The sequence below is a fragment of the Halomonas sp. 11-S5 genome (assembly GCF_029889825.1).
In the GTDB taxonomy this organism is placed as follows: domain Bacteria; phylum Pseudomonadota; class Gammaproteobacteria; order Pseudomonadales; family Halomonadaceae; genus Halomonas.
The window spans coordinates 172665-193629 of record NZ_JARANW010000001.1 but is presented as its reverse complement, the minus strand read 5'-3'; the positions used below and the strand labels follow the sequence as shown (position 1 = coordinate 193629).

16 protein-coding genes are annotated in these 20965 nt (G+C 68.4%); 7 read left to right on the top strand and 9 right to left on the bottom strand.

All coding sequences use genetic code 11. The features are described 5' to 3' along the window. Positions 1-35 precede the first annotated feature (35 nt). The gene (locus OP497_RS00895; protein ID WP_280545875.1) at positions 36-614 is read right to left on the bottom strand and encodes a Fe-Mn family superoxide dismutase; all 579 of its coding nucleotides are present in this window, start codon (positions 612-614) and stop codon (positions 36-38) included. A 243-nt stretch (positions 615-857) separates the two neighbouring features. Between OP497_RS00895 and OP497_RS00890 the strand changes: the two genes are divergently transcribed. From OP497_RS00890 to msrA, 4 genes are read left to right on the top strand one after another with little or no spacing between them, the layout of a single operon-like run. Beyond that, entirely contained in the window at positions 858-1679 is an 822-nt protein-coding gene (locus OP497_RS00890) for a hypothetical protein (RefSeq protein ID WP_280545874.1), read from the top strand. Positions 1680-1718: 39 nt separating this feature from the next. Next, a complete protein-coding gene (locus OP497_RS00885) occupies positions 1719-3563 on the top strand; it encodes an autotransporter assembly complex family protein (RefSeq protein ID WP_348533103.1) in 1845 nt (614 codons plus the stop codon). Between the two features lie 11 nt (positions 3564-3574). After that, the gene (locus OP497_RS00880) at positions 3575-7630 is read left to right on the top strand and encodes a translocation/assembly module TamB domain-containing protein (protein WP_280545872.1); all 4056 of its coding nucleotides are present in this window, start codon (positions 3575-3577) and stop codon (positions 7628-7630) included. A gap of 55 nt (positions 7631-7685) precedes the next feature. After that, positions 7686-8300 carry a peptide-methionine (S)-S-oxide reductase MsrA gene (msrA, locus tag OP497_RS00875; protein ID WP_280545871.1) on the top strand — a complete coding sequence of 205 codons (615 nt, stop codon included), beginning with the start codon at positions 7686-7688 and terminating at the stop codon, positions 8298-8300. Positions 8301-8405: 105 nt separating this feature from the next. Here the strand turns inward: msrA and pepQ are convergent, their stop codons facing one another. From pepQ to can, 8 genes are all read right to left on the bottom strand, one after another. Then, the gene (gene pepQ / locus OP497_RS00870) at positions 8406-9725 is read right to left on the bottom strand and encodes a Xaa-Pro dipeptidase (protein WP_348533102.1); all 1320 of its coding nucleotides are present in this window, start codon (positions 9723-9725) and stop codon (positions 8406-8408) included. Further along, on the bottom strand, positions 9722-10672 hold the full coding sequence (locus tag OP497_RS00865; RefSeq protein ID WP_280545869.1) for a LysR family transcriptional regulator: 951 nt from the start codon (positions 10670-10672) through the stop codon (positions 9722-9724). Before OP497_RS00865 ends, pepQ begins: the two co-directional genes overlap by 4 nt. Positions 10673-10736: 64 nt before the next feature. Continuing rightward, entirely contained in the window at positions 10737-11789 is a 1053-nt protein-coding gene (locus OP497_RS00860; RefSeq protein ID WP_280545868.1) for an oligopeptide/dipeptide ABC transporter ATP-binding protein, read from the bottom strand. Further along, positions 11789-12808, bottom strand: a complete 1020-nt coding sequence (locus tag OP497_RS00855; RefSeq protein ID WP_280545867.1) for an ABC transporter ATP-binding protein — start codon at positions 12806-12808, stop codon at positions 11789-11791. Before OP497_RS00855 ends, OP497_RS00860 begins: the two co-directional genes overlap by 1 nt. A 4-nt stretch (positions 12809-12812) precedes the next feature. Further along, complete coding sequence (locus OP497_RS00850) at positions 12813-13769, bottom strand: ABC transporter permease (protein ID WP_280545866.1); 957 nt, start codon at positions 13767-13769, stop codon at positions 12813-12815. After that, positions 13766-14812 (bottom strand): ABC transporter permease, encoded by a 1047-nt coding sequence (locus tag OP497_RS00845; RefSeq protein WP_280545865.1) that lies wholly within the window; start codon positions 14810-14812, stop codon positions 13766-13768. The genes OP497_RS00850 and OP497_RS00845 overlap by 4 nt, the downstream gene beginning before the upstream one ends. A gap of 106 nt (positions 14813-14918) precedes the next feature. After that, entirely contained in the window at positions 14919-16493 is a 1575-nt protein-coding gene (locus OP497_RS00840; protein ID WP_280545864.1) for an ABC transporter substrate-binding protein, read from the bottom strand. 148 nt (positions 16494-16641) lie between these two features. Further along, positions 16642-17292, bottom strand: a complete 651-nt coding sequence (gene can, locus OP497_RS00835) for a carbonate dehydratase (protein ID WP_280545862.1) — start codon at positions 17290-17292, stop codon at positions 16642-16644. 162 nt (positions 17293-17454) lie between these two features. Here can and gorA point away from each other — a divergent pair, with 162 nt between their 5' ends. The 3 genes from gorA (at position 17455) to ectB (ending at position 20952) form a co-directional block, all read left to right on the top strand. Next, positions 17455-18816 carry a glutathione-disulfide reductase gene (gene gorA, locus OP497_RS00830; RefSeq protein WP_280545860.1) on the top strand — a complete coding sequence of 454 codons (1362 nt, stop codon included), beginning with the start codon at positions 17455-17457 and terminating at the stop codon, positions 18814-18816. A gap of 183 nt (positions 18817-18999) precedes the next feature. Beyond that, a complete protein-coding gene (gene ectA, locus OP497_RS00825) occupies positions 19000-19578 on the top strand; it encodes a diaminobutyrate acetyltransferase (RefSeq protein WP_280546024.1) in 579 nt (192 codons plus the stop codon). A gap of 108 nt (positions 19579-19686) precedes the next feature. Continuing rightward, on the top strand, positions 19687-20952 hold the full coding sequence (gene ectB / locus OP497_RS00820) for a diaminobutyrate--2-oxoglutarate transaminase (RefSeq protein WP_280545858.1): 1266 nt from the start codon (positions 19687-19689) through the stop codon (positions 20950-20952). Positions 20953-20965: the final 13 nt, after the last annotated feature.

Genomic DNA, 20965 nt, shown 5'->3' with positions numbered 1-20965 from the left:
TGCGTTCAGCCTGTCGGCGCCTCGGCGCCGGATGATCAGCTGAAGTTCTGGGCGACGAAGTCCCAGTTGAGGACGCTCCAGACGTTCTCGAGGTACTTCGGCCGCGCGTTGCGATAGTCGATGTAGTAGGCGTGTTCCCACACATCGATAGTCAGCAGCGGGGTCTGGCCATGGGCGACGGGCGTGTCGGCATTGCTGGTGTTGACGATGTCGACGCCGCCGTCGTCGGTCTTGATCAGCCAGGTCCAGCCGGAGCCGAAGTTGCCCGCGGCCTGGGCGTTGAAGGTTTCCTTGAACTTGTCGAAGGATCCGAACTTGGCATTAATGGCCTCGGCCAGCGCGCCGCTCGGCTCACCGCCACCATTGGGCGACAGGCAGTGCCAGTAGAAGGTGTGGTTCCAGACCTGGGCCGCCTGGTTGAACAGGCCGCCGGAAGAGGACTGGATGATCTCCTCGAGGGACTTGTTGGCATCGTCGGTGCCGTCGGTCAGCTCGTTGAGCTTGTTCACGTAGGTCTGGTGGTGCTTACCGTAGTGATACTCGAGGGTCTCGGCGGAGATGTGCGGTTCCAGCGCGTTCTTCTCGTAAGGCAGTGCGGGCAGTTCGAATGCCATCGAATCTCTCCTTGTCGTCAGCGGTCTCGGTACAGCACCCCATGGTGCGGCATCGGAGTGGCGGGGTTCAAGGCCCGTCAGCTGGCGTTGACGGGCCCCGTGCGTTCCGATGCTAAAAAACCTTACACTATCAGGACGATGTGTCGGTGCTGTTGCGGCATCATAGCACCCGGCCCCAGGGGCGCCAATCGACCGGACCCCGACCGGCACCACCCATCCCGTTTCCCAGAGAAGGAGTTCGCCATGGCAGAGCGCCCGGATGCCCCCCGGTACAGCCGGCCGATCGTACCGGACCCGGATGCCAGCCTGTCGGCGCCACGCTGGCGTCAGCCCCCACCCCCGCGGGTATGGCCGCTGTGGCTGCTGGTGCTGCTGCTCATCGCCGCCTGTGCCGCCCTCGCCTGGGCCGGCTGGCAGGAGCGCGCTCGCTTCCAGGCCGACCTCACCCGGGTCAGCGGCGAGCTCTCCAATGTGCATGCCCGCTTCGATGCGGAAGAAGGCCGGGGGGACGCCCTCACCACGCTGCAGGCGCGCCTGGACGAGCTGGCCAACCTGGAGGCCGAGGTCGACGCGGTCATCGACCAGCGGTTGGCCGCCTTCGAGGACCGGCAGGCGCAGGGGATGGCGCCCTTGGAGCAGACCCTCGCGACCCAGGAGGACCGGCTCGACTCGCTGGAAGACGAGGCCGAGACCCGGGACGCCACCCTGGCCGCGACCCGAAGCTCCCTGGATGCCCTGGAACGGGGCGGCGAGGAGGGGCGAGCGGCGCTGCGCGAGCAGCTGGCTACCCTGGACGCTGCTCGCGAGGCACAGGTCACGGCGCTGGAGTCGCTCGAAGGTCGCCTCGCGGACCACCGTGATGCCCAGCAGTCGCGCCTGGCGTCCCTGGAAGTGGCGATGTCGGGCCTCGAGACCGACGTTGAAGCCTTGGCAGGATCACGCGATGATGAGCAGCAACGGATAGAGGCGCTGGGCAACCGGCTCCGGGACGTCGAGTCCGGGCTGCGTGAGCTGCGCCAGGCGCAGCTCGCCATGAGCGCTCAGCTCGAGGCCCTGCGCCAGTGACATGTCGCCAGTCAGGAATCGGCAGCAATGGATAATCGTGTGTTCACACACCTGGGAACGGCGGCATTGTGTCTGGGCCTGGCGCCCGGCGCCCTGGCCCTCGAGGCCACCATCGAGGGCATCGAGGATCCGCTGGCGGAGAACGTCCGCCTCTACCTCGACGGACTGGAGGCCGAGCTGTACAGCCCGGCTCGCCTGGAAAGCGAGGTGCTGCGGCGCAGTAGCGAGGCGCTGCGGGTCTATGGCTACTACTCGCCCCGCATCGAGCCGCGTTTCGACGACCCCGAGGCACCGACCCGAGTGACCCTGGCCATCAGTCCAGGGGAACCGGTGCGCATCGAGGTCCTGTCGCTCTCCGTGACCGGCGACGCCGCCGAGGATACCCCCTTCAACGAGGCCATCGCGGCCTTTCCCCTGTCGGAGGGCGATCGCCTGCGCCATGCCCCCTTCGACAGCCTGCGCAGCCGGCTGGCGAACCTCGCCCTCGAGCGCGGCTACTTCGACTGGCGCTTCGCCGATCGGCGCATGGAGGTCAGGCCCTATGCCAACAGCGCCCGGCTCTATCTGGCGCTGGACAGCGGCCGGCGCTATCGCTTCGGCGACGTGACCTTCCAGGGGCATCATATCGAGACATCGCGCCTGGAGGCCTTGGCCCCCTTCGCCAGCGGGGAACCCTACCTGGCGAGCGAGGTGGCCAAGTTCAACCAGCGCCTGGGCCAGACCGAGTGGTTCGCCGCGGTGAACGTGCGCCCGCGCCTCGACCGGGAACTGGCCCGACTGGCCCTTCCGGATGCCGAGACAGGCTGGTGGCAGTCGCTGGACGTCGAGGGCGTGGCGCCCGTCGCCGACCGGGAGCCGCGCATCGCCGCCGAGGCGCTGGTGGCCGCCGCCGGCCTGCAGCGTGCCGCCGTCCCCAAGGTGCCCATCGACGTGGTGGTGACCCCCGCCGATCGTCACCAGTTCGAGGTGGGGGTAGGCTATGCCACCGACGTGGGGCCCCGCCTGCGTTTCTCCTGGGACCAGCCCTGGGTCAACCGCTATGGCCACGGACTGGATCACGACCTCTACCTCTCGGGGCCGGAGCAGAAGTTCAGCGGGGTCTACACCCTGCCGCTGGCGGACCCACTGCGTGACAGCTATCGCTTCCAGTATGGGCTGCGCAACAAGGACAACGAAGACACCCGCACCCTGGAGAGCACGCTGGAAGCATCGCGTCGCTGGACGTTCGACAATGGCTGGCAACAATCCCTCTACGTGCGCGGCACCTACGAGGACTTCACCCAGGCCGGTGTCTCTAACCAGGTACTGCTGCTCTATCCCGGCATCAGCTGGTCGCGCACCCGCACCCGCACCCCCACCTTTCCCACTTGGGGCGATCGCCAGCGACTGTCCGTGGAGTATTCCAGCGACTGGTGGGGCTCGGCCGCCGAGTTCCTGCGCCTCACCGGCGACAGCGAATGGATCCGCATGCTCGGCGACGATACCCGCTTCGTCGGCCGGGTCGGCATCGGCAGCATCACCACCGACGATTTCGAGGACGTGCCGCCCTCGCTACGCTTCTTCACCGGTGGCGATCGCAGCGTGCGCGGCTACGCCTACGAGAGCCTCGCCCCCGAGGACGACGAGGGCCGCCTGGTGGGCGGCGAGCAGCTGCTCACCGCCAGCCTCGAGGCCCAGCGTCGCATCACCGGCAAGTGGTGGGCGGCGAGCTTCATCGACACCGGTGATGCCTTCAGCGACTGGGGCCCGAGCGCGCTCAAGACCGGCGCTGGCCTGGGGGTGCGCTGGATCTCCCCGGTCGGCCCCATTCGCCTCGATGTCGCCCATCCCTTCGACGTGGAGGATGCCTTCCGCATCCACTTCGCCATCGGTCCGGAATTCTGAGAGTCCCCATCTTGCGAACCCGTGCATTGACCTGGGCCCTGGCCCGACTGCTGATCGTCCTGCCCCTCTGGTTGCTGGGCCTGGTGGTGCTGCTGCTGGGCCTGGCGCTCTCGCCCTGGGGCACCGGCGTGCTGCTCGAGCAGGGTGCCAAGCGCGGGTTCTACGAGCTGGGCGCCGTGGAGGGGGCCCCGCTGGATCGCCTGGTGCTGCATGACCTCCGTCTGGAAGCCGGGGTGACCCGCATCGCACTGACCCGCCTCGAACTGGCGTGGTCCGAGGAGTGCGTCCTGCAGGGCCGGCTGTGTCTCGACCGGCTGGCCGTGGAAGGCGCCGATATCCGCCTGGCCGGCTCGGACGCCGAGCCGGAGGTGGCGTCGCAGGAGGAGGCCGGCGCGCCCCTCGAGGATATCCAGCTGCCGTTCCCGGTGGAACTGCGCGAGCTGTCATTGAACGACGTGCATTTACGGCTCGCCGATGGCACGCAGCTGGCCTGGGCCTCCTTCACCACCGGTGTCCGCGCCGAGGCGAGCACCCTGACCCTGCTACCCACCCGCCTGGCCGGCACGCGCCTGACCCTGCCGCTCTCGGCGGGCACCCGCCTGGCCTTGAGCGAGGCTGAGCAGGAGGGTCCCCGGCTCTCGGCGGCGGCCATCGATGCGGCCATCGCCATGCGCTCGCCGCTGCCGGCCCGGGCCGCCGCCGAGCTGGAAGGGCTCGCCGACCTGCCGCTCGACGAGCAGCCGCGTCGTGTGCTCCCCGAGGTGACCCTGCCGATGGCAGTGGAGGTGCCGGAACTGGTCATCGACGACTTCGCGATCGCCGGGTCGGTCGAGTACGGCGTCGAGCGGCTGCTGCTGCGCCTCAGCGCCCGCGGCCAGGAGGTCGAGATCGACACCCTGGCGGTCGCCACCGCCGATGCGGATGCCGAGCTGAAGGCCCGCGTGACGCTTCGTGACGACTATCCCCTGCAGGCCCGGCTGGCCGCCGACCTCTACCTGCCGCAACGGATGCCGGCGCTGGCGGGGGAGCGCATCGAGCTCGCCCTGGCCGGCAGCCTGGCCGACCTCGAGGTCGACCTGGTCACCCGGGGGCCAGTGGAGGCCCAGCTGGTGGCCCGACTCGACGCCCTCGACCCGACCCTGCCGTTTACCGCCTCGCTGGAAAGCGATGCCCTCCAGTGGCCTCTGCCCGGGGCCGAGGACACGCCGGCCAGCGAGGGGGAAGCCGCGCCGGACCAGACACAAGAAAAGACGGCGCCGGTCGAGCCGAAAGAGGAAGCAACCGACCCGTCCGCCGAGCCCTGGCAGGTCGAGGCGCTCGCGGTGCACCTGGAGGGCAGCCTGATCGACTATCGCAGCCGGGTATCGCTCACTGCCCGGGGCCCGGGGCTGCCGCCCACCGACCTGCTGGTCACTGGCAGCGGCGACCTCGAGCACTTCCGCTGGTCACCGCTGACGGTCAACCAGCAGGGTGCCGTGCTGGTCAGCCGCGGCCAGGCCGCCTGGCGCGACGGCCTCGACGTGAAGGCCACGCTGTCGCTTGACAACCTGGACCCCGGCCGTTTCGTCGAGGGCCTCGACGGTCGCCTGGGCGGCGGCGCCGAGCTGGCCTTCGTCCAGGACGAGGCGGGCTGGCGGCTCGAGGTCCCGGGGCTGGATCTCCAGGGCGTGCTGGACAATCGGCCGCTGAGCCTCGAGGCCGTCCTCGCCGGGGACAGCGAGATGCGCTGGAACATCGAGACCCTGGACTTCCGCCAGGGTGTCAACCGTGTCAGCGTGGCCGGGCGAGTGACTCGCGAGGTCCTGGACCTGGCCGGTGACCTGGACATGCCCGCGCTGGACAGCCTCTACCCCGGCCTCGGCGGGACCCTGGCCGGACGCTTCTCCACGGCGGGCAGCCTGGAGGCGCCGGAGCTCGATCTCGCCCTGACCGGCCGCTCGCTGGCCTTCGCCGGCAATGCCGTGGAGGCGCTCGACCTGACGGCCCGGGTCGCCGGCCTGGATGACCCCGACCTGGCAGTGGCCCTGGAGGTCAGCCGCCTAGAGACCGGCGGGCAGCGTCTCGACGCCCTCACCCTGGACCTCGACGGGCGACTCTCCGAGCACCGTCTGCGCCTGGCCGCGGAGGGCGGCGACGAGATGCCGCTGTCGCGGCTGGCCCTGGCCCTGGAGGGCGGGCTCGACGCCGCCCGGGAGCGCTATCGCGGGGCCCTGACACCGCTCGAGGTCGACAGCGACTACGGGGATATCCGCCTCGCCGAGGCGCTGACCTTCGACGCCGACCTACCCGCGGGCTCGGCGCGCGTGGCGCCGTTCTGCCTGACTCGCCGCCAGGGGGGCGAGGTGTGCCTGAGCGAGCCGCTGGAGGCCTCGGCCGAGGCCGGTCGGGCGGCGCTCGCGATCCGCGACCTGCCCATGGACCTGGCCGACGCCGCCATGCCGCCGGGGTGGCGTATCAGCGGCGAGAGCGCCGGCACGCTGGCGGCCGGCTGGTCTGCCGGCGGAGCGCGCTGGGAGGTGGCCGCCGACCTCGACAGCCGCGCCGAGGTCACCGGTGAGGACGCTTATGGTCGGCCCTGGTCGGTCCCCGGCACCACGCTGGGAGTGTCGCTGGAGGCCAGCGAGGCGCAAGCGGAGCTTGACCTGGTGCTGGGGCTGGCCGACAGCGGCGAGCTGCGCCTGGCCCTGGGCATCGTCGAGCCGCTGGGGGAGGGCGTCCTCGATGGCCGGCTGCGCATCGAGGACCTGCGCCTGGCCCCCTATCGGCCCCTGGCGGCCGGCCTGGAGACGCTGCAAGGGGGGCTGGACGGCGATATCCGCATCGGCGGCACCCGCGCGTCGCCCCGGCTCGACGGCCGGCTCGCCCTGGCGGGGCTGAGAGCCGGCGGCCTGGACCTGCCGCTGGAGGTGCGCGACGGGGAGCTGGTCGTGGAACTGGCCGGCGACCGCGCCGACATCGACGGCTTCCTGGCCGCCGACGAGGGGCGCCTGGGGATCGCGGGTACTGCGCGCTGGCCGGCGTCGGGCAGCTGGCAGGCCGCCGTCGACTTGCAGGCCGTCGACGAGCCGCTGCTGGCGGTGCTGCCCGAGTTTGGCCGCCTGCGCCTGGCCCCGGACCTGAGAATCCGCGCCACCCCGGAGCGGCTGCGGGTCCGTGGGGCGGTCGATATCCCCTGGGCGCGGCTCAAGGTGGGGGAAGTGCCCGACTCGGCCATGGCCCCGAGTCCGGATGAGGTGATCATCACCGAGGAGCAGGACCGCCAGGCCGCCCAGGCCGAGGCTGCTGCAGGCGACCAGCCCGGTGCCTCCACCGCCGAGGCGATGGCCCAGGCCGGCATGGCCACCGATATCCGCATCACCCTCTCCCTTGGGCCCGACATGCAGCTGGAGGCCTTTGGCCTGGAGTCGGGGCTCTCGGGTAACCTCGAGGTCCGCCAGCAGAACGGGCCGGTCCAGCTGTTCGGTGACGTCAGCCTGGTCGACGGACGCTTCCGGGCCTTCGGCCAGGACCTGCTGATCCGGGAGGGGATCATCTTCTTCAGCGGCCCCCCGGGACAGCCGCTGCTCGACTTCGAGGCGATCCGCAATCCCGCGGCGACCCAGGACGAGGTGATCGCCGGCCTGCGCGTCACCGGCTCCGCGGACGCCCCGACCCTGGAAATCTTCTCCGAACCGGCCATGGACGAGGCCAGCGCGCTCTCCTACCTGCTGCGCGGCCGTGCCCGGGACAGCAGCGGCGGGGCCGACGGGGCCCTGACCTCGGCGCTGATCGGCCTCACCCTGGGGCAGACCGGCGGCGCCGTGGGCGCCATCGGCGAGGCCTTCGGCATCGACGACCTGGCTCTCGACACCGCCGGGGCCGGAGAGGAGAGCCAAGTGAGGGTCACCGGCAACCTCACCGACCGCCTGAGCATCGGCTACGGGGTGGGCGTCTTCTCGCCCATTGCCGAGCTCACCCTGCGCTATCAACTGTGGCGCAGCCTCTATCTCGAGGCGGTCTCGGGGGCGGCCCAGGCGGTCGATCTGGTCTACAGTTTCAGCCTGCCGGGCAATCCCCCGAGCCCATGAGACGCCCCCGCCATGCTAGCTAGGCGGACAAGCCACCGGACGATGGAGCCTCACCATGCCACTGCATCCCGACCATGCGCCCCAAGGGCGCGACACGCCGCTGCCGATCCGCGGCACCCACCGGGTCAACGGCCACGCCATGCAGCCCCCCTGGCCCGAGGGCATGGCAGAGATCGTGCTGGGTCTGGGCTGCTTCTGGGGGGCCGAGCGGCTCTTCTGGCAGCTGCCGGGCGTGCATGTCACCGCGGTGGGCTATGCCGGCGGCGTGACCCCGAATCCCACCTACGCGGAGACCTGCAGCGGCCGAACCGGACACGCGGAGGTGGTGCGCGTGGTCTTCGACCCGGACGAGATCGATCTGGAAGCCCTATTGCGCGTGTTCTGGGAAGCCCATGATCCGACGCAGGGCAACCGCCAGGGCAATGACATCGGCAGCCAGTACCGCTCGATCATCCTCACCACCAAGCCGGCCCAGCGCGAGGCGGCCGAACGCAGCCGCGACGCCTATGCCGAGGCCCTGTCGCGCAGCGGCAGGGACCCGGTGACCACCGAGATCGAGCCTCTCGAGGCCTTCTACGTTGCCGAGGAGTACCATCAGCAGTACCTGGCGAAGAACCCCGGGGGTTACTGCGGCCTGAAGGGGACCGGCATCAGCTGCCCGATCGGCTGATCGCGCGCCCGGTGGGCGAGTTCCCCCCGCAGCGAAGGGGAAGTCGCCGGCCGCCTCGCGAACAGCGCCAGCGGGCGGTCGTCGGCAGTCGCGCCCATCGGGGTGTCACTCCGGCGGGGTGAGGTTGTCATGACCGCTGGGCGTGATCACCAGGTTATCCTCGATGCGGATGCCGCCGTGGTCGGCCAGGCGCTCGACGAGCGACCAGTCGATGTCGCGGCCTGCCGCGCCCTCCCTGAACGATGCCAGCAGCATGGGGATCACGTAGAGCCCGGGTTCCATGGTGACCACCATGCCGGCCTCCAGTTCCCGGGTCAGGCGCAGGGCCGGGTCCGCCTCGGGCGGCGGCAGCGGCCGCCCCGCGCCGTCCACCCGGCCTGCCACGTCATGCACCTGCAGGCCCAGCGAATGGCCCAGGCCATGGGGACAGAAGGCCCGGGTGATGCCCTGAGCCACCGCCGCCTCGGGCGAGCAGCGGATCAGCCCTTGATCGGCCAGCAGCTCTGCCAGGCCCCGGTGCATACCCTGATGCAGCTTGACATAGTCGACCCCCGGCGCCAGCTCGCCGATCAGCTGGCGCTGCAGCGCCGTGACGCCCTCGATCAGCGCCGCGAAGGTGGGGTCGGCATCGGACCCCGCCCAGGTGCGGGTAATGTCGGCGCAATACCCGCGCTGGCGGTGGCCGCCGTCGAGCAGCAGGCTGCGCCGGCTATTCGGGGCGACGCTGTCGTAGTGCTGGTAGTGCAGCACGCCGCCGTGGTCATTGAGCCCGACGATGCTGGCGTAGGGCAGGGCCGTCTCGCGCTGGCGGGAGGCGCGCAGGTAGGCGAGCTGGATGTCGAGCTCGGCGCCGCCGTCCAGGAACGCCTCCCGGGCGGCGCGATGGCCGGCCATGGCCTGCCGGTTGGCGTCACCCAGGCAGGCGATCTCGTAGTCGCTCTTGCAGACGCGGCCCTCGTCCAGGGCAGCCACCAGGGCCGTCGGGTTGCAGGCGGCGCCGAGCGCCTCGGCGAGCGCCGCGGACACCTCGCCGAGCACGGCGAAGCGACCGGCCGGCAGGGCGGGCGGAGCGTCGTCGCGGCCCATCTCGATCTCGAAGGTTTCCACCCAAGACTCGTCGGGCAGGCGGGCCGGCAGGTGCCAGAAGTCGTCCGGGGCATGGACCTTGAGCCTCGGTCGCTGACCCGGGCGGATAAGCAGCCAGCTGCGCGCGAGGTCGGCCTGGCCGGTCCAGTGCATGAAGTGGCCGTAGGCGGCGAAGCTCGCCTCCTGGTCATCGGCGAAGTGACGGCGGGGGTGGCCGCTGTAGAGGAGTACGCCGTCGAGCCCCAGGTGCGTCAACACCTCGTCGTAGGCCCGTTGCAGGGACTCCAGGTGGCGCAGTTGCAGGGTGGCGAGCGACGAGGGCATGGCAGTGGCGGTCATGGGGACTCCGGTGAGGGGATCGGCGTGTGACGAGGATGGACGGCGCCGCTGGACAGCGCTTCCCAGAGGGCCTCGAGGGCGGGTTGGCCGCGATCGCGACGGCGGTAGAGCCGGATCTCCAGGGGCACCTCCCAGCGCGCATCGCCGGCCCGTACCAGGCGGCCGGCGGCCAGGTCGCCGCGCACGGTGCGTTCGGGCAGCCAGCCCAGGCCGTAGCCCAGGCCGACCAGCTCGCGGATGTTGCCGCTCTGGATGCTCTCGTGGAGCACCCGGAAGCCCGGTGCCCCGGGCAGTGCATCCAGGTGGGTACGCAGGGCCAGGTCGATCAGCCCGCGGGGGTGGTAGGCGATCAGTGGCAGGGTGAAGCGGCCCCTGGCCTCGAGCGCGAAACGGGGGCGGCCGTCGGCCTCGGGCAGCGAGGTCGGGATCATCCTCTCGTGGCCCAGGCAGTGATGGGCGAGCCCTTCGGTCTCGGGCATGAGCGGGCAGGCGCCGGCCGGCCAGTAGCAGAGGACCAGATCACACTCGTCGCGGGCCAGGGCCTCGAAGAAGTCGCTGGCCAGCCAGCCAGTGGCACGCAGGTAGGGCGTCAGCGGGGGCGGCGAGGCCCAGCCGGCCAGCCATTCGGGGAGGAAGTGCGCCAGCAGGCTCTGCGGCGCCGCCAGCCGCAGCTGTCCGGCCTGTTCCTCGGCCAGGTGAACCAGCCGCTGCCGGGTCGCCGCCACCCGTCGGGTGACCTCCTGGCAGAGACCGAGGAACTCCTCCCCGGCCGGGGTCAGCGACAGCGGCAGGGTCTGGCGGTTGATCAGGGTGGTGCCCATCTCTTCCTCGAGCAGCTTGATGCGTCGCGAGAAGGTCGGCTGGGTGACGTTCTGCTCCTCCGCCGCCCGGGAGAAGTGCTGGCTCCGGGCCAGGGCGATGAAGTCTTCCAGCCAGCGCAGTTCCATGTCGATCCTCGTGCGAGCCGCGGCCGTGTCTCGGCCTCGGCATTGTGCCATAGCGCGGCGGGCCTCAGTCGATGCGCCCTTCCTCCACGGCGTGACAGGCCACCTGGCCGCTATCGGCGGTGGCGATCAGCGCCGGGACCTCGCGTCGGCAGCGCTCGTTCGCATGGGGGCAGCGGCCGTGGAAGACGCAGCCCGAGGGCAGGTTGACCGGTGTGGGCACTTCGCCCTGCAGGCGGATGTGCTGCGGCCGGTCGTCCTCGAGGCGCGGGATCGCCGACATCAGGGCCTGGGTGTAGGGGTGTCGCGGCCGGGCGAAGAGCGTTGCCGTCGGCGCCACCTCGCAGACCCGGCCCAGATACATCACCGCCACCCGGGTACCGAAGTGCTCCACCACCGCCAGGTCGTGGGTGATGAACAGGTAGGTCAGGTTGCGCTGCTGCTGGGCCTCCATCAGCAGGTTCAACACCTGGGCCTGGATCGACACATCCAGCGCCGAGATCGGCTCGTCGGCCACGATGAACTCGGGGTCCACCGCCAGGGCGCGGGCGATGGCGATGCGCTGACGCTGGCCGCCGGAGAACTCGTGCCCATAGCGGCCACCCCAGTCGGCCGCGATGCCCACCGAGGTCATCACCTCGGCCACCTGCTCCTTGATGCGCTGCGGCGACCAGTCCGGGTGGTGCAGGCGGATCGGCTCCTCCAGGGTCTGCTGGATGGTCATCCGCGGGTTCAGCGAGGCATAGGGGTTCTGGAAGATCATCTGCATGCGGCGGCGGTAGGGCATCAGCGCCTTGTGGGAAAGATCGTCGATGCGCTGGCCGTCATAGTGGATCTCGCCGGCAGTGGGGTGGAGCAGGCCCATTACGGTGCGGGCCACCGTGGACTTGCCGCAGCCGGACTCGCCGACCACGCAGAGCGCTTCACCACGCTGGATATCCAGGTCGACGCCGTTGATGGCATGCACGTGCTGCTGTTCGCGGACGATCCTGCCCCCCTTGAACTTCAGCTGCTCGAGGAAATCTCCGGAGAGCGAGAAGTGCTTCTCCAGTCCGCGGATTTCCAGCAGGGGGGAAGCCGCCTCTGGCGAAAGGGCCTGGGCTTTGGCGGTGGCACTCATCAGCGAATCTCCTCGGCCGGGATGCGTTCGCGCTCGAGCATCTCGGCGACCATGTGGCAGGCGACCCGGCAGTTGCCGGAGGTCACGAAACCGGGGGCCTCGTCGATGCAGGCGCGGCGGGGGGTGCCGTCGGCGCGCTCGACGAAGCCGCAGCGCGGGTGGAAGGCGCAGCCGCTCGGCAGGTTGTCCAGCGAGGGCATGCTGCCGGGGATCTGGTTCAGCCGGCTGCCCGGGGTGGCCATCTGGGGCAGGGCGTTGATCAGCCCCTGGGTGTAGGGATGCTGGGGGTCGTTGATGATCTCCCGGGTCGGGCCCTGCTCGATCACCCGGCCGGCGTACATCACCAGCATGCGCTGGGTGACCTGGCTGACCACGCCCAGGTCGTGGGTGATCAGGATCAGGCCGACATTGTGCTTCTCGCAGAGCTCCAGCAACAGCGCCATGATCTCGGCCTGGATGGTCACGTCCAGCGCCGTGGTGGGCTCGTCGGCAATGATGATGTCCGGGTCGAGCAGCAGCGCGATGGCGATGATCACCCGTTGGCGCATGCCGCCGGAGAGCTCGTGGGGATACTGGTCCAGGCGTGCCGCGGGTGAGGGGATCTGCACCTGCTCGAGCTTGCGCAGCGAGATCGCCCGGGCCTCACGGTTCGAGATGCGCCGGTGGGCCTTGAGGCATTCGACCATCTGTTCGCCGATGGAGAGCACCGGGTTCAGGGTCATCATCGGATCCTGGAAGATCATCGACATGCGATGGCCGCGGACATGGCGCAGCGCCCGGTCGCTCATTTGGGTCAGGTCACGGCCGTCGAAGTGGATGCTGCCGCCGGCGATATAGCCCGGCTTGGCGATCAGGTTGAGCAGGCTGAAGGCCGCCACCGACTTTCCGGCGCCGGACTCGCCCACGATCCCCAGGCGCTCGCCGCGCTCGAGGCTGAAGCTGACATCGCGCAGCGCCTGGACATCGCCGCGGCGAAGGGCAAAGCGCACGTCGAGATGGTTTACGTCGAGGAGTGCCATGGGATCAGCCCTTGTAGAGTCGCGGGTTGAGGACGTCGCGCAGCCAGTCGCCGAGCAGGTTGATCACCAGCACCAGCACCACCAGCACCAGGCCGGGGATCAGGGTGATCCACCAGGAGCCCGACTGCAGGTAGTCGAAGCCGGACTTGATCAGCGAGCCCAGCGACGGGTGCGTTTCCGGCATGCCCAGTCCCAGGAAGGAGAGCGCCGCCTCGGAGATGATGGCGTTGGCCACCTGGACCGTGGAGATGACGAAGATCGGCGACAGGGTATTGGGCAGGATATGGCGGAACATGATCCGCCGGCTGGTAAAGCCCATCACTCGGGCCGCATCGACGTATTCCTTGCTGCGCTCGGCCAGCACCGAGGCGCGCACCGTGCGTGCGTACTGGGGCCATTCGGCCAGGCCGATGATCAGCACCAGCAGTGGCACCGCATAGGCACTGAAGGTGGCGCCACCGAACGCCGCCTTGACTAACGCGCCCACCACGATGGCCACCATCAGGGTGGAGAACGACAGCTGGATGTCGGCCAGGCGCATCAGGAAGGCATCCACGCGCCCCCCCAGATAGCCGGCGAGCAGCCCGAAGCTGACGCCCAGCAGTGCCTGTAAGGCCACCGCGCCGAAGCCGATGATCAGCGACACCCGGGCGCCATAGAGGAGGGTGGAGAGCAGGTCGCGGCCCTGGGCGTCGGTGCCCATCGGGTAGGTCGGGTCGCTGCCCTCGACCCAAAAGGGCGGCAGTTCCGAGGCCATGATATCGATCTGCGCCAGGTCATAGGGGTTCATGGGCGCCAGCCACGGTGCCAGTACCGCCACGGCGACCAGGGCGATGAAGACCACCAGGCTGAGCTGGGCGATCGGGTCACGCTTGAAGCTGTAGAGCAAGTAGGAGCCGCGAAAGCGTGACCAGCGGCTCGCCACGGGGGCGCTTGCCATGGAAGAGTTCGTGGTTGTCATGCGGGTTTCCCTGTCAGCTTGACGGTGGGGTTGACCAGGCCATAGATCAGGTCGACCAGGGTGTTGGTGATCACGAAGATCAGCCCCACGATCATCAGGTAGGTGATGATCAGCGGCACGTCGGAGCGCTGGATGGCATTGAGGAACATCAGCCCCATGCCTGGCCACTGGAAGACCGTCTCGGTGAGGATGGTGTAGGCCACCAGGGTGCCGATCTGCACCCCGCCCATGGTGATCACCGGCAGCATGGTGTTCTTCAGGGCGTGCAAGAAGTAGATGCGGCGCAGCGATATGCCCTTGGCGCGGGCGAACTTCACGTACTCGGACTGCAATACTTCGAGCATCTCGGCGCGGATCAGGCGGATGAACAGCGGCAGCATGATCGAGGCCAGCGAGATGGCCGGCAGCACCAGGTAGGTGAGGCCTTCGAGGGAGGCGAAGTTGGTCGCCCAGGTGCCGAAGACGGGCACCGGGTTGCCGCGTCCGTAGGCCGGCATGCCGCCCTCGGTACTGACCAGGTCGTTGAGCCAGGCCCCCCAGCCAGTATCGGCGGGGAAGGGCGACCAGCTCACCCCGATGGCGAACAGCTGGATCAGCATGATGGCGGTGAGAAAGACTGGGATGGAGATGCCGATGATCGACACCCCCATGAAGAAACGCGACAGCCACGCCCGGGGCCGAATCGCGCTATAGACGCCGATCGGCACCGAGAGCAGCACGATCAGCAGGGTCGTGGCGAAGACCAGCTCCAGGGTCGCCGGCAGGTGGCGCAGGATCACCTCGGTGGTGGGCTGGTTGAAGATGTAGGAGTAGCCGAAGTCCAGCTGCAGGGCATTGCCCGCGAAGCGCAGGTACTGGACCAGGAAGGGGTCGTTGAGGCCCAGCTGCTCGCGCAGGGCCTCGCGCTCGCTCTCTGGGACCGACTGGCCGACCATCTGCTGGATGGGGTCGCCCAGGTTGTCCTGGATGGCGAAGGCGATGATGCTGATGATGAACATCACCAGCAGGGCATGGAAGAGGCGCTTGATCAAAAAGGCGATCATGGCTGGCGTCCCGTGTGCAACACGCGGCGACGCACTCGCCGGGCGAGCGCGTCGCAGAGGTCAAGGTTTCGGATGACCGGCCCGTGCGGGCCGGTGCGGGGCAGGCTTACTCGCCCTCGATGACCAGGTCCCCGAGGTAGGGGAAGTTCATCACGTTGAGGATCGGCTCGATATCGATGTTGGACGCCGAGGCCCAGGCCAGATCCTGCCAGTGCAGGGGCACCACGGCCGCCTCGTCATAGAGGGTCTGCTCGACCTGCTGCAGCATCTCGGCCCGCTTCTCGAGGTCGACCTCCAGGTTGGCCTCGGCCACCAGCTTGTCGAGCGCCGGGTTGCAGTAGTTGCCGGCGTTGTATTGGCCGGCGCCGCTGTCGGCATCCGGGCAGGCCGTCAGGTACTCGTGGAAGTTGGCGCTGTCCTCGGTGTCGGCGTGCCAGCCGATCAGCATCATGTCGGCGGCGCGGTCATCGTACTCCCCCCAGTACTGGGCCTTGGGTAGCGTCTTGAGGTCCACGGTGACGTTGATGCGCGCCAGCATGGCGGCGACCGCCTGGGCGATCTTGGCATCGTTCACGTAGCGGTTGTTGGGCGCCATCATGGAGATCTCGAAGCCATCCTCGTAGCCGGCATCAGCCATCAGCTGCTTGGCCTTCTCCAGATCGTAGCGCGGCTCGAGACTCTCGACATGGCCGGCATAGCCCTTTGGCGAGAACTGCGCCGCCGGGGTGGCGAAGCCCTTCATCAGGCGGTCGGCGATGCCCTCCTGATTGACGGCATAGGCGAAGGCCTGGCGGACCCGCGGGTCCTGGAAGGCCTCGACGCGCTCCTGGTTCATGTGGAAGAAGATGATCCGCGTGCCGGACATGGTGACCAGCTGGACATCCTCGTCCTCGCGCACCCGCTCCAGGTCGTTGGGCGGCACCGGGGCGATGAAGTCCACGTCCCCGGAGAGCAGGGCGGCCACCCGGGTGGCGTTCTCGCTGATCGGGGTCAGCACGATGCGCTCCACGTTGCCCGGGGACTCGTCGTCCCAGTAGTCGTCGAAGCGGTCGAACTCCATGCGGGTGCCTTTCTGGTGCTCGACCACGGTGAAGGGGCCGGTGCCGGAGAGGTGGGTCGAGGCGAAGGAGTTGCCGTTCTTGACAATCTCGTCCTTGGGGTCGCCGTCCGCGTCGGTGCCGCTGTAGAACTCGCTGTCCAGCGGGAAGATGTAGGTGGCGAGGTTGAGCAGCAGCGGATAGGGCTTGGCAGTCTTGAACTCCACGGTGGTGTCGTCGATGGCCGTGACGCTCTCGATGGGCTCGAAGATCGCCTTGAAGTCCGAGCTGCGCTTGAGGCGCTCGACGGTCCACACCACATCTTCGGCACTGAAGGCATTGCCGCTGTGAAACGCCACGTCATCACGCAGGGTCATGCGCATGGTGGTGTCGTCGACCTGCTCCCAGCCGGTGGCCAGGCGCGGCTCGAAGGCCAGGTCCTTGTTCCAGCGCACCAGGGGGTCGAAGGTCATGTGGGAGAGCTGGAGGATCCCCCCGGAGAGCTGCTCGTGGATGTCCAGCGAGACCGGGTCGGCATCGTAGGCCATGCGCAGGGTGGTCTCGGCGCTGGCCACGGAGGGCAGCACGGCGGTGGTCATGGCGGCGCCGATCACGCTCGCCAGTAGGGTCTTCTTGAGAGTCATGTGTCGTTCCATGCTGGTTGGCTTGTTGTTGATGTGATGACCGCGAAGGTCCAGCCAACAACATAGTGAGCTCGGCCACGCAGGCACAATCGAAATTGTGAGAGGGCTCATGCGCCCGGCGAATGAGCCCCGCCGGATGGGGCCTGGCTCAGTCTCCGGCGGGGGTGATGCGGTCGATGCGATAGAGGGTGGCGACCTGGTCGAGGCCATGGACGCTGCAGTCGAGATCGGAGACCCGGCCGTCGCTCAGCCCGTAGACCCAGCCGTGCACGGAGAGCGCCTGGCCGCGCTGCCAGGCCCGCTGGACGATCTTGGTCCGGCACAGGTTGTTGACCTGGGCCTCGACGTTGAGCTCGCACATGCGGTCGACCTGCTCCTCGAGGGGCAGTGTTTCCAGGGCTCCACGATGACGACTGTAGAGCTCGCGGACCGAATGCAGCCAGTAGTCGACCATGCCACACTCACCGCCGGCGACAGCGGCGCGCACGCCGCCGCAGCCATAGTGGCCGACCACCATGATGTGGCGCACCTTGAGCACGTCCACGGCGAACTGCACCACCGAGAGGGCGTTCATGTCATTGTGGTGGAGCAGGTTGGCCACGTTGCGGTGGACGAAGACCTCGCCCGGCGGCAGGTCGATGATCTGATTGGCCGGCACTCGGGAGTCGGAACAGCCGATCCACAAGTACTCGGGGCTCTGCTGGCGGGCGAGGCGAGCGAAGTAGTCCGGATCGTCCTGGCACATCTTCTCCGCCCAGCGGCGGTTGTTGGCCAGCAGTCTCTCGATCTCTTGTTTCATGGCGGGCTCCGGTTGGCTCGGTCGGGGTTGTAGGGTGAACCCTTGTAACTTCACCCGCCGAGGCGGTCAACCGCTCTCCCAGGGCCCCGTCTCGGCTGGTATGATCCGTCTCGAGATTCACTGGCGGGCCGATGCGGCTCGACCCTTCGACAGGAGATTTGCGTGTCAGATTTCGACTATGACCTCTTCGTGATCGGGGCGGGGTCCGGCGGGGTCCGCGCCGCCCGTACCGCCGCCGCCAGCGGCGCGCGGGTCGCCGTGGCGGAGGATCGCTACCTGGGCGGCACCTGCGTCAACGTGGGCTGCGTGCCCAAGAAGCTCTACTCCCATGCGGCGCACTTCCACGAGGCCTTCGAGGACGCCGGCGGCTTCGGCTGGCACCTGTCCGAGGCCCCGCGCTTCGAGTGGACCACACTGCGTGACAACAAGATCGGCGAGATCAAGCGGCTCAACGACATCTATGGGCGCCTGCTGGACACTGCCGGTGTGCGCCTGATCAACGGCCGCGCCCGGGTGCTGGATGCGCACCATGTCAGCGTCAACGACGAGACCCTGAGCGCGGCGAATATCCTGGTAGCGGTGGGGGGCTGGCCCTGGGTGCCGGACTTCCCGGGCAACGAGCACGTGGTCGATTCCAACCGTGTCTTCGACCTCGAGCGCTTTCCCGAGCGCTTCCTGGTCCTCGGCGGCGGTTATATCGCCGTGGAGTTCGCCAGCATCTTCAATGGCCTGGGCAGCGAGGCCCACCTGGTCTACCGCGGCGAGCTCTTCCTGCGCGGCTTCGACCAGCAGGTGCGCGAGTTCACCCGCGACGAGATGGCCAAGAAGGGCGTCCAGCTGCACTTCGAGGCCAACATAGCCTCCATCGAGAAGGTCGAAGGGGGACTGCGGGTGAGCCTCACCAACGGCGAGCAGCTCGAGGTGGATGCCGTCCTGTCCGCCACCGGTCGCCGCCCCCATCTCGAGGGGCTGGGCCTCGACCGCCTCGACATCGCGCTGACCGACAGCGGCCACCTGCGTGTCAACGAGCGCTTCGAGACCTCAGTGCCCTCCATCCTGGCCCTGGGCGACGTGACTGGCGGGCCCGAACTGACGCCGGTGGCGCTCGCCGAGGCGATGCAGATGGTCAGGCACCACTTCGACGAGGCCGAGCCGGCCGCGCTGGACTACCGCAACATCCCCACCGCGGTGTTCTGTCACCCCAACATCGGCACGGTGGGGCTCTCCGAGGAGCAGGCCCGCGAGGCGTGCGGCGAGATCCGCGTCTATGTCGCCGACTTCCGCCCCCTGAAGCACACCCTCTCCGGCAGCAGCGAGCGCTGCCTGATAAAGCTGGTCGTCGACGACCAGCGCGATGTGGTGGTGGGGGCCCACATGGTGGGCGAGGAGGCCGGCGAGGTGATTCAGGGCATCGCCGTGGCGGTGCGCGCGGGCCTCACCAAGGCCGATTTCGACGCCACCGTGGGCATCCACCCCACCGGTGCCGAGGAGTTCGTCACCATGCCCGTGCCGACACGGCGCTGAGCCCATGCCGGCTGCAGGCACCGCAGTGGTCTATTATCGAAGATACGCGGCTCGACTGACGAGCGGGGATCACGCAGCATAATTTTCCATTATGGATCCGTGGCGCCAGGATAATCATGGTTTTGAATTGCCGATTAGCCGCTGTTATACTCCTCCCCAAATTCGCTACAGCGAACCATGACAATGAACGCAACCACCGAGCCCTTCACGCCCTCCGCCGACCTGGCCCGCCCCACCGTAGCGGATGCCGTGGTCGGTCACGAGGCCTACCCGTTGTTCATCCGCAAGCCCAATCCGGATGACGGCTGGGGGATCTACGAACTGGTCAAGTCCTGCCCCCCGCTGGACGTCAATTCCGCCTATGCCTACCTGCTGCTGGCGACCCAGTTCCGCGACAGTTGCGCTGTGGCTACCAACGAGGAGGGCGAGATTGTCGGCTTCGTCTCCGGCTATGTGAAGAGCAACGCCCCGGATACCTATTTCCTGTGGCAGGTGGCGGTCGGCGAGAAGGCGCGCGGCACCGGTCTGGCCCGCCGCCTGGTGGAAGCCGTCATGACCCGCCCGGAGATGGCCGAGGTCTACCATCTCGAGACCACCATCACGCCCGACAACCAGGCCTCCTGGGGCCTGTTTCGGCGGCTTGCCGAACGCTGGCAGGCGCCGCTCAACAGCCGCGAGTACTTCTCCACCGACCAGCTCGGTGGCGAGCACGACCCGGAAAACCTCGTGCGCATTGGCCCCTTCCAGACCGATCGTATCTGAGGGTCCCGCTTCACTGGTCCTACCGCTCCAGGGCGGCAGGCGACCCCACACTTCTTCAGCCGCGCTAGCACGTCCTGATCCCTTTCTATTGCCAACAGGAGGTCGCACATGCAGACCCAGATCCTCGAACGCATGGAGTCCGACGTTCGGACCTATTCCCGCTCCTTTCCGGTGGTCTTCACCAAGGCCCAGAATGCACGCCTGACCGTCGAGAACGGCCGCGAATACATCGACTTCCTGGCCGGCGCCGGCACCCTCAACTACGGCCACAACAACCCGCACATCAAGCAGGCGCTGCTCGACTACCTGGCCGAGGACAACATCATCCACGGCCTGGACTTCTGGACCGCCGCCAAGCGTGACTACCTCGAGGCCCTCGAAGAGGTGATCCTCAAGCCGCGCGGCCTGGACTATAAGGTCCAGTTCCCCGGACCGACCGGCACCAATGCCGTCGAGGCAGCCATCCGCCTGGCGCGCCATGCCAAGGGCCGCTACAACATCGTCAGCTTCACCAACGGCTTCCACGGCGTGACCATGGGGGCGCTGGCCGCCACCGGCAACCGTAAGTTCCGCGAGGCCACCGGCGGTGTGCCCACCCAGGGCGCCAGCTTCATCCCCTTCGACGGCTACCTGGGCGAGGGCACCGACACTCTGGACTACTTCGAGAAGCTGCTCGGCGATAAGTCCGGCGGACTAGACATCCCGGCCGGTGTCATCGTCGAGACCGTGCAGGGCGAGGGCGGCATCAACGTCGCCGGCCTCGACTGGCTCAAGCGCCTCGAGGGCATCTGCCGCGCCCATGATATCCTGCTGATCGTCGACGATATCCAGGCCGGCTGCGGTCGCACCGGCAAGTTCTTCAGCTTCGAGCATGCCGACGTCGTCCCCGATATCGTCACCAACTCCAAGTCGCTCTCCGGTCTGGGCCTGCCGTTCTCCCAGGTGCTGATGCGCCCCGAGCTCGACGTCTGGAAACCGGGCCAGTACAACGGCACCTTCCGCGGCTTCGCACTGGCCTTCACCACCGCGGCCGCCGCCCTGCGCCAGTACTGGAGCGACGACGCGCTGGAGCAGGACGTGGCGCGCAAGGGCGAGGTGGTCGCCAAGCGCTTCCAGAAAATCGCCGGCATGCTCCGTGAGCTGGGCATTGAGGCCTCCGAGCGTGGCCGTGGCCTGATGCGTGGCATCGACGTTGGCAGCGGCGAGATTGCCGACAAGATCACCCACAAGGCCTTCGAGAATGGCCTGGTCATCGAGACCAGTGGTCAGGACGGCGAGGTGGTCAAGTGCCTCTGCCCGCTGACCATCACCGACGAAGAGCTGGAGAAGGGCCTCGATATCCTCGAGACTAGTACCAAGCAGGCGCTTAGCTGATAGTCTGAGGGTG

Coding starts and splice junctions, on each gene's coding strand:
- pepQ (WP_348533102.1), bottom strand. CDS start 9,725: ATGACCGCCACTGCCATGCCCTCGTCGCTCGCCACCCTGCAACTGCGC.
- OP497_RS00895 (WP_280545875.1), bottom strand. CDS start 614: ATGGCATTCGAACTGCCCGCACTGCCTTACGAGAAGAACGCGCTGGAA.
- OP497_RS00890 (WP_280545874.1), top strand. CDS start 858: ATGGCAGAGCGCCCGGATGCCCCCCGGTACAGCCGGCCGATCGTACCG.
- msrA (WP_280545871.1), top strand. CDS start 7,686: ATGCCACTGCATCCCGACCATGCGCCCCAAGGGCGCGACACGCCGCTG.
- ectB (WP_280545858.1), top strand. CDS start 19,687: ATGCAGACCCAGATCCTCGAACGCATGGAGTCCGACGTTCGGACCTAT.
- OP497_RS00860 (WP_280545868.1), bottom strand. CDS start 11,789: ATGAGTGCCACCGCCAAAGCCCAGGCCCTTTCGCCAGAGGCGGCTTCC.
- ectA (WP_280546024.1), top strand. CDS start 19,000: ATGAACGCAACCACCGAGCCCTTCACGCCCTCCGCCGACCTGGCCCGC.
- OP497_RS00845 (WP_280545865.1), bottom strand. CDS start 14,812: ATGATCGCCTTTTTGATCAAGCGCCTCTTCCATGCCCTGCTGGTGATG.
- OP497_RS00855 (WP_280545867.1), bottom strand. CDS start 12,808: ATGGCACTCCTCGACGTAAACCATCTCGACGTGCGCTTTGCCCTTCGC.
- OP497_RS00865 (WP_280545869.1), bottom strand. CDS start 10,672: ATGGAACTGCGCTGGCTGGAAGACTTCATCGCCCTGGCCCGGAGCCAG.
- OP497_RS00850 (WP_280545866.1), bottom strand. CDS start 13,769: ATGACAACCACGAACTCTTCCATGGCAAGCGCCCCCGTGGCGAGCCGC.
- can (WP_280545862.1), bottom strand. CDS start 17,292: ATGAAACAAGAGATCGAGAGACTGCTGGCCAACAACCGCCGCTGGGCG.
- OP497_RS00840 (WP_280545864.1), bottom strand. CDS start 16,493: ATGACTCTCAAGAAGACCCTACTGGCGAGCGTGATCGGCGCCGCCATG.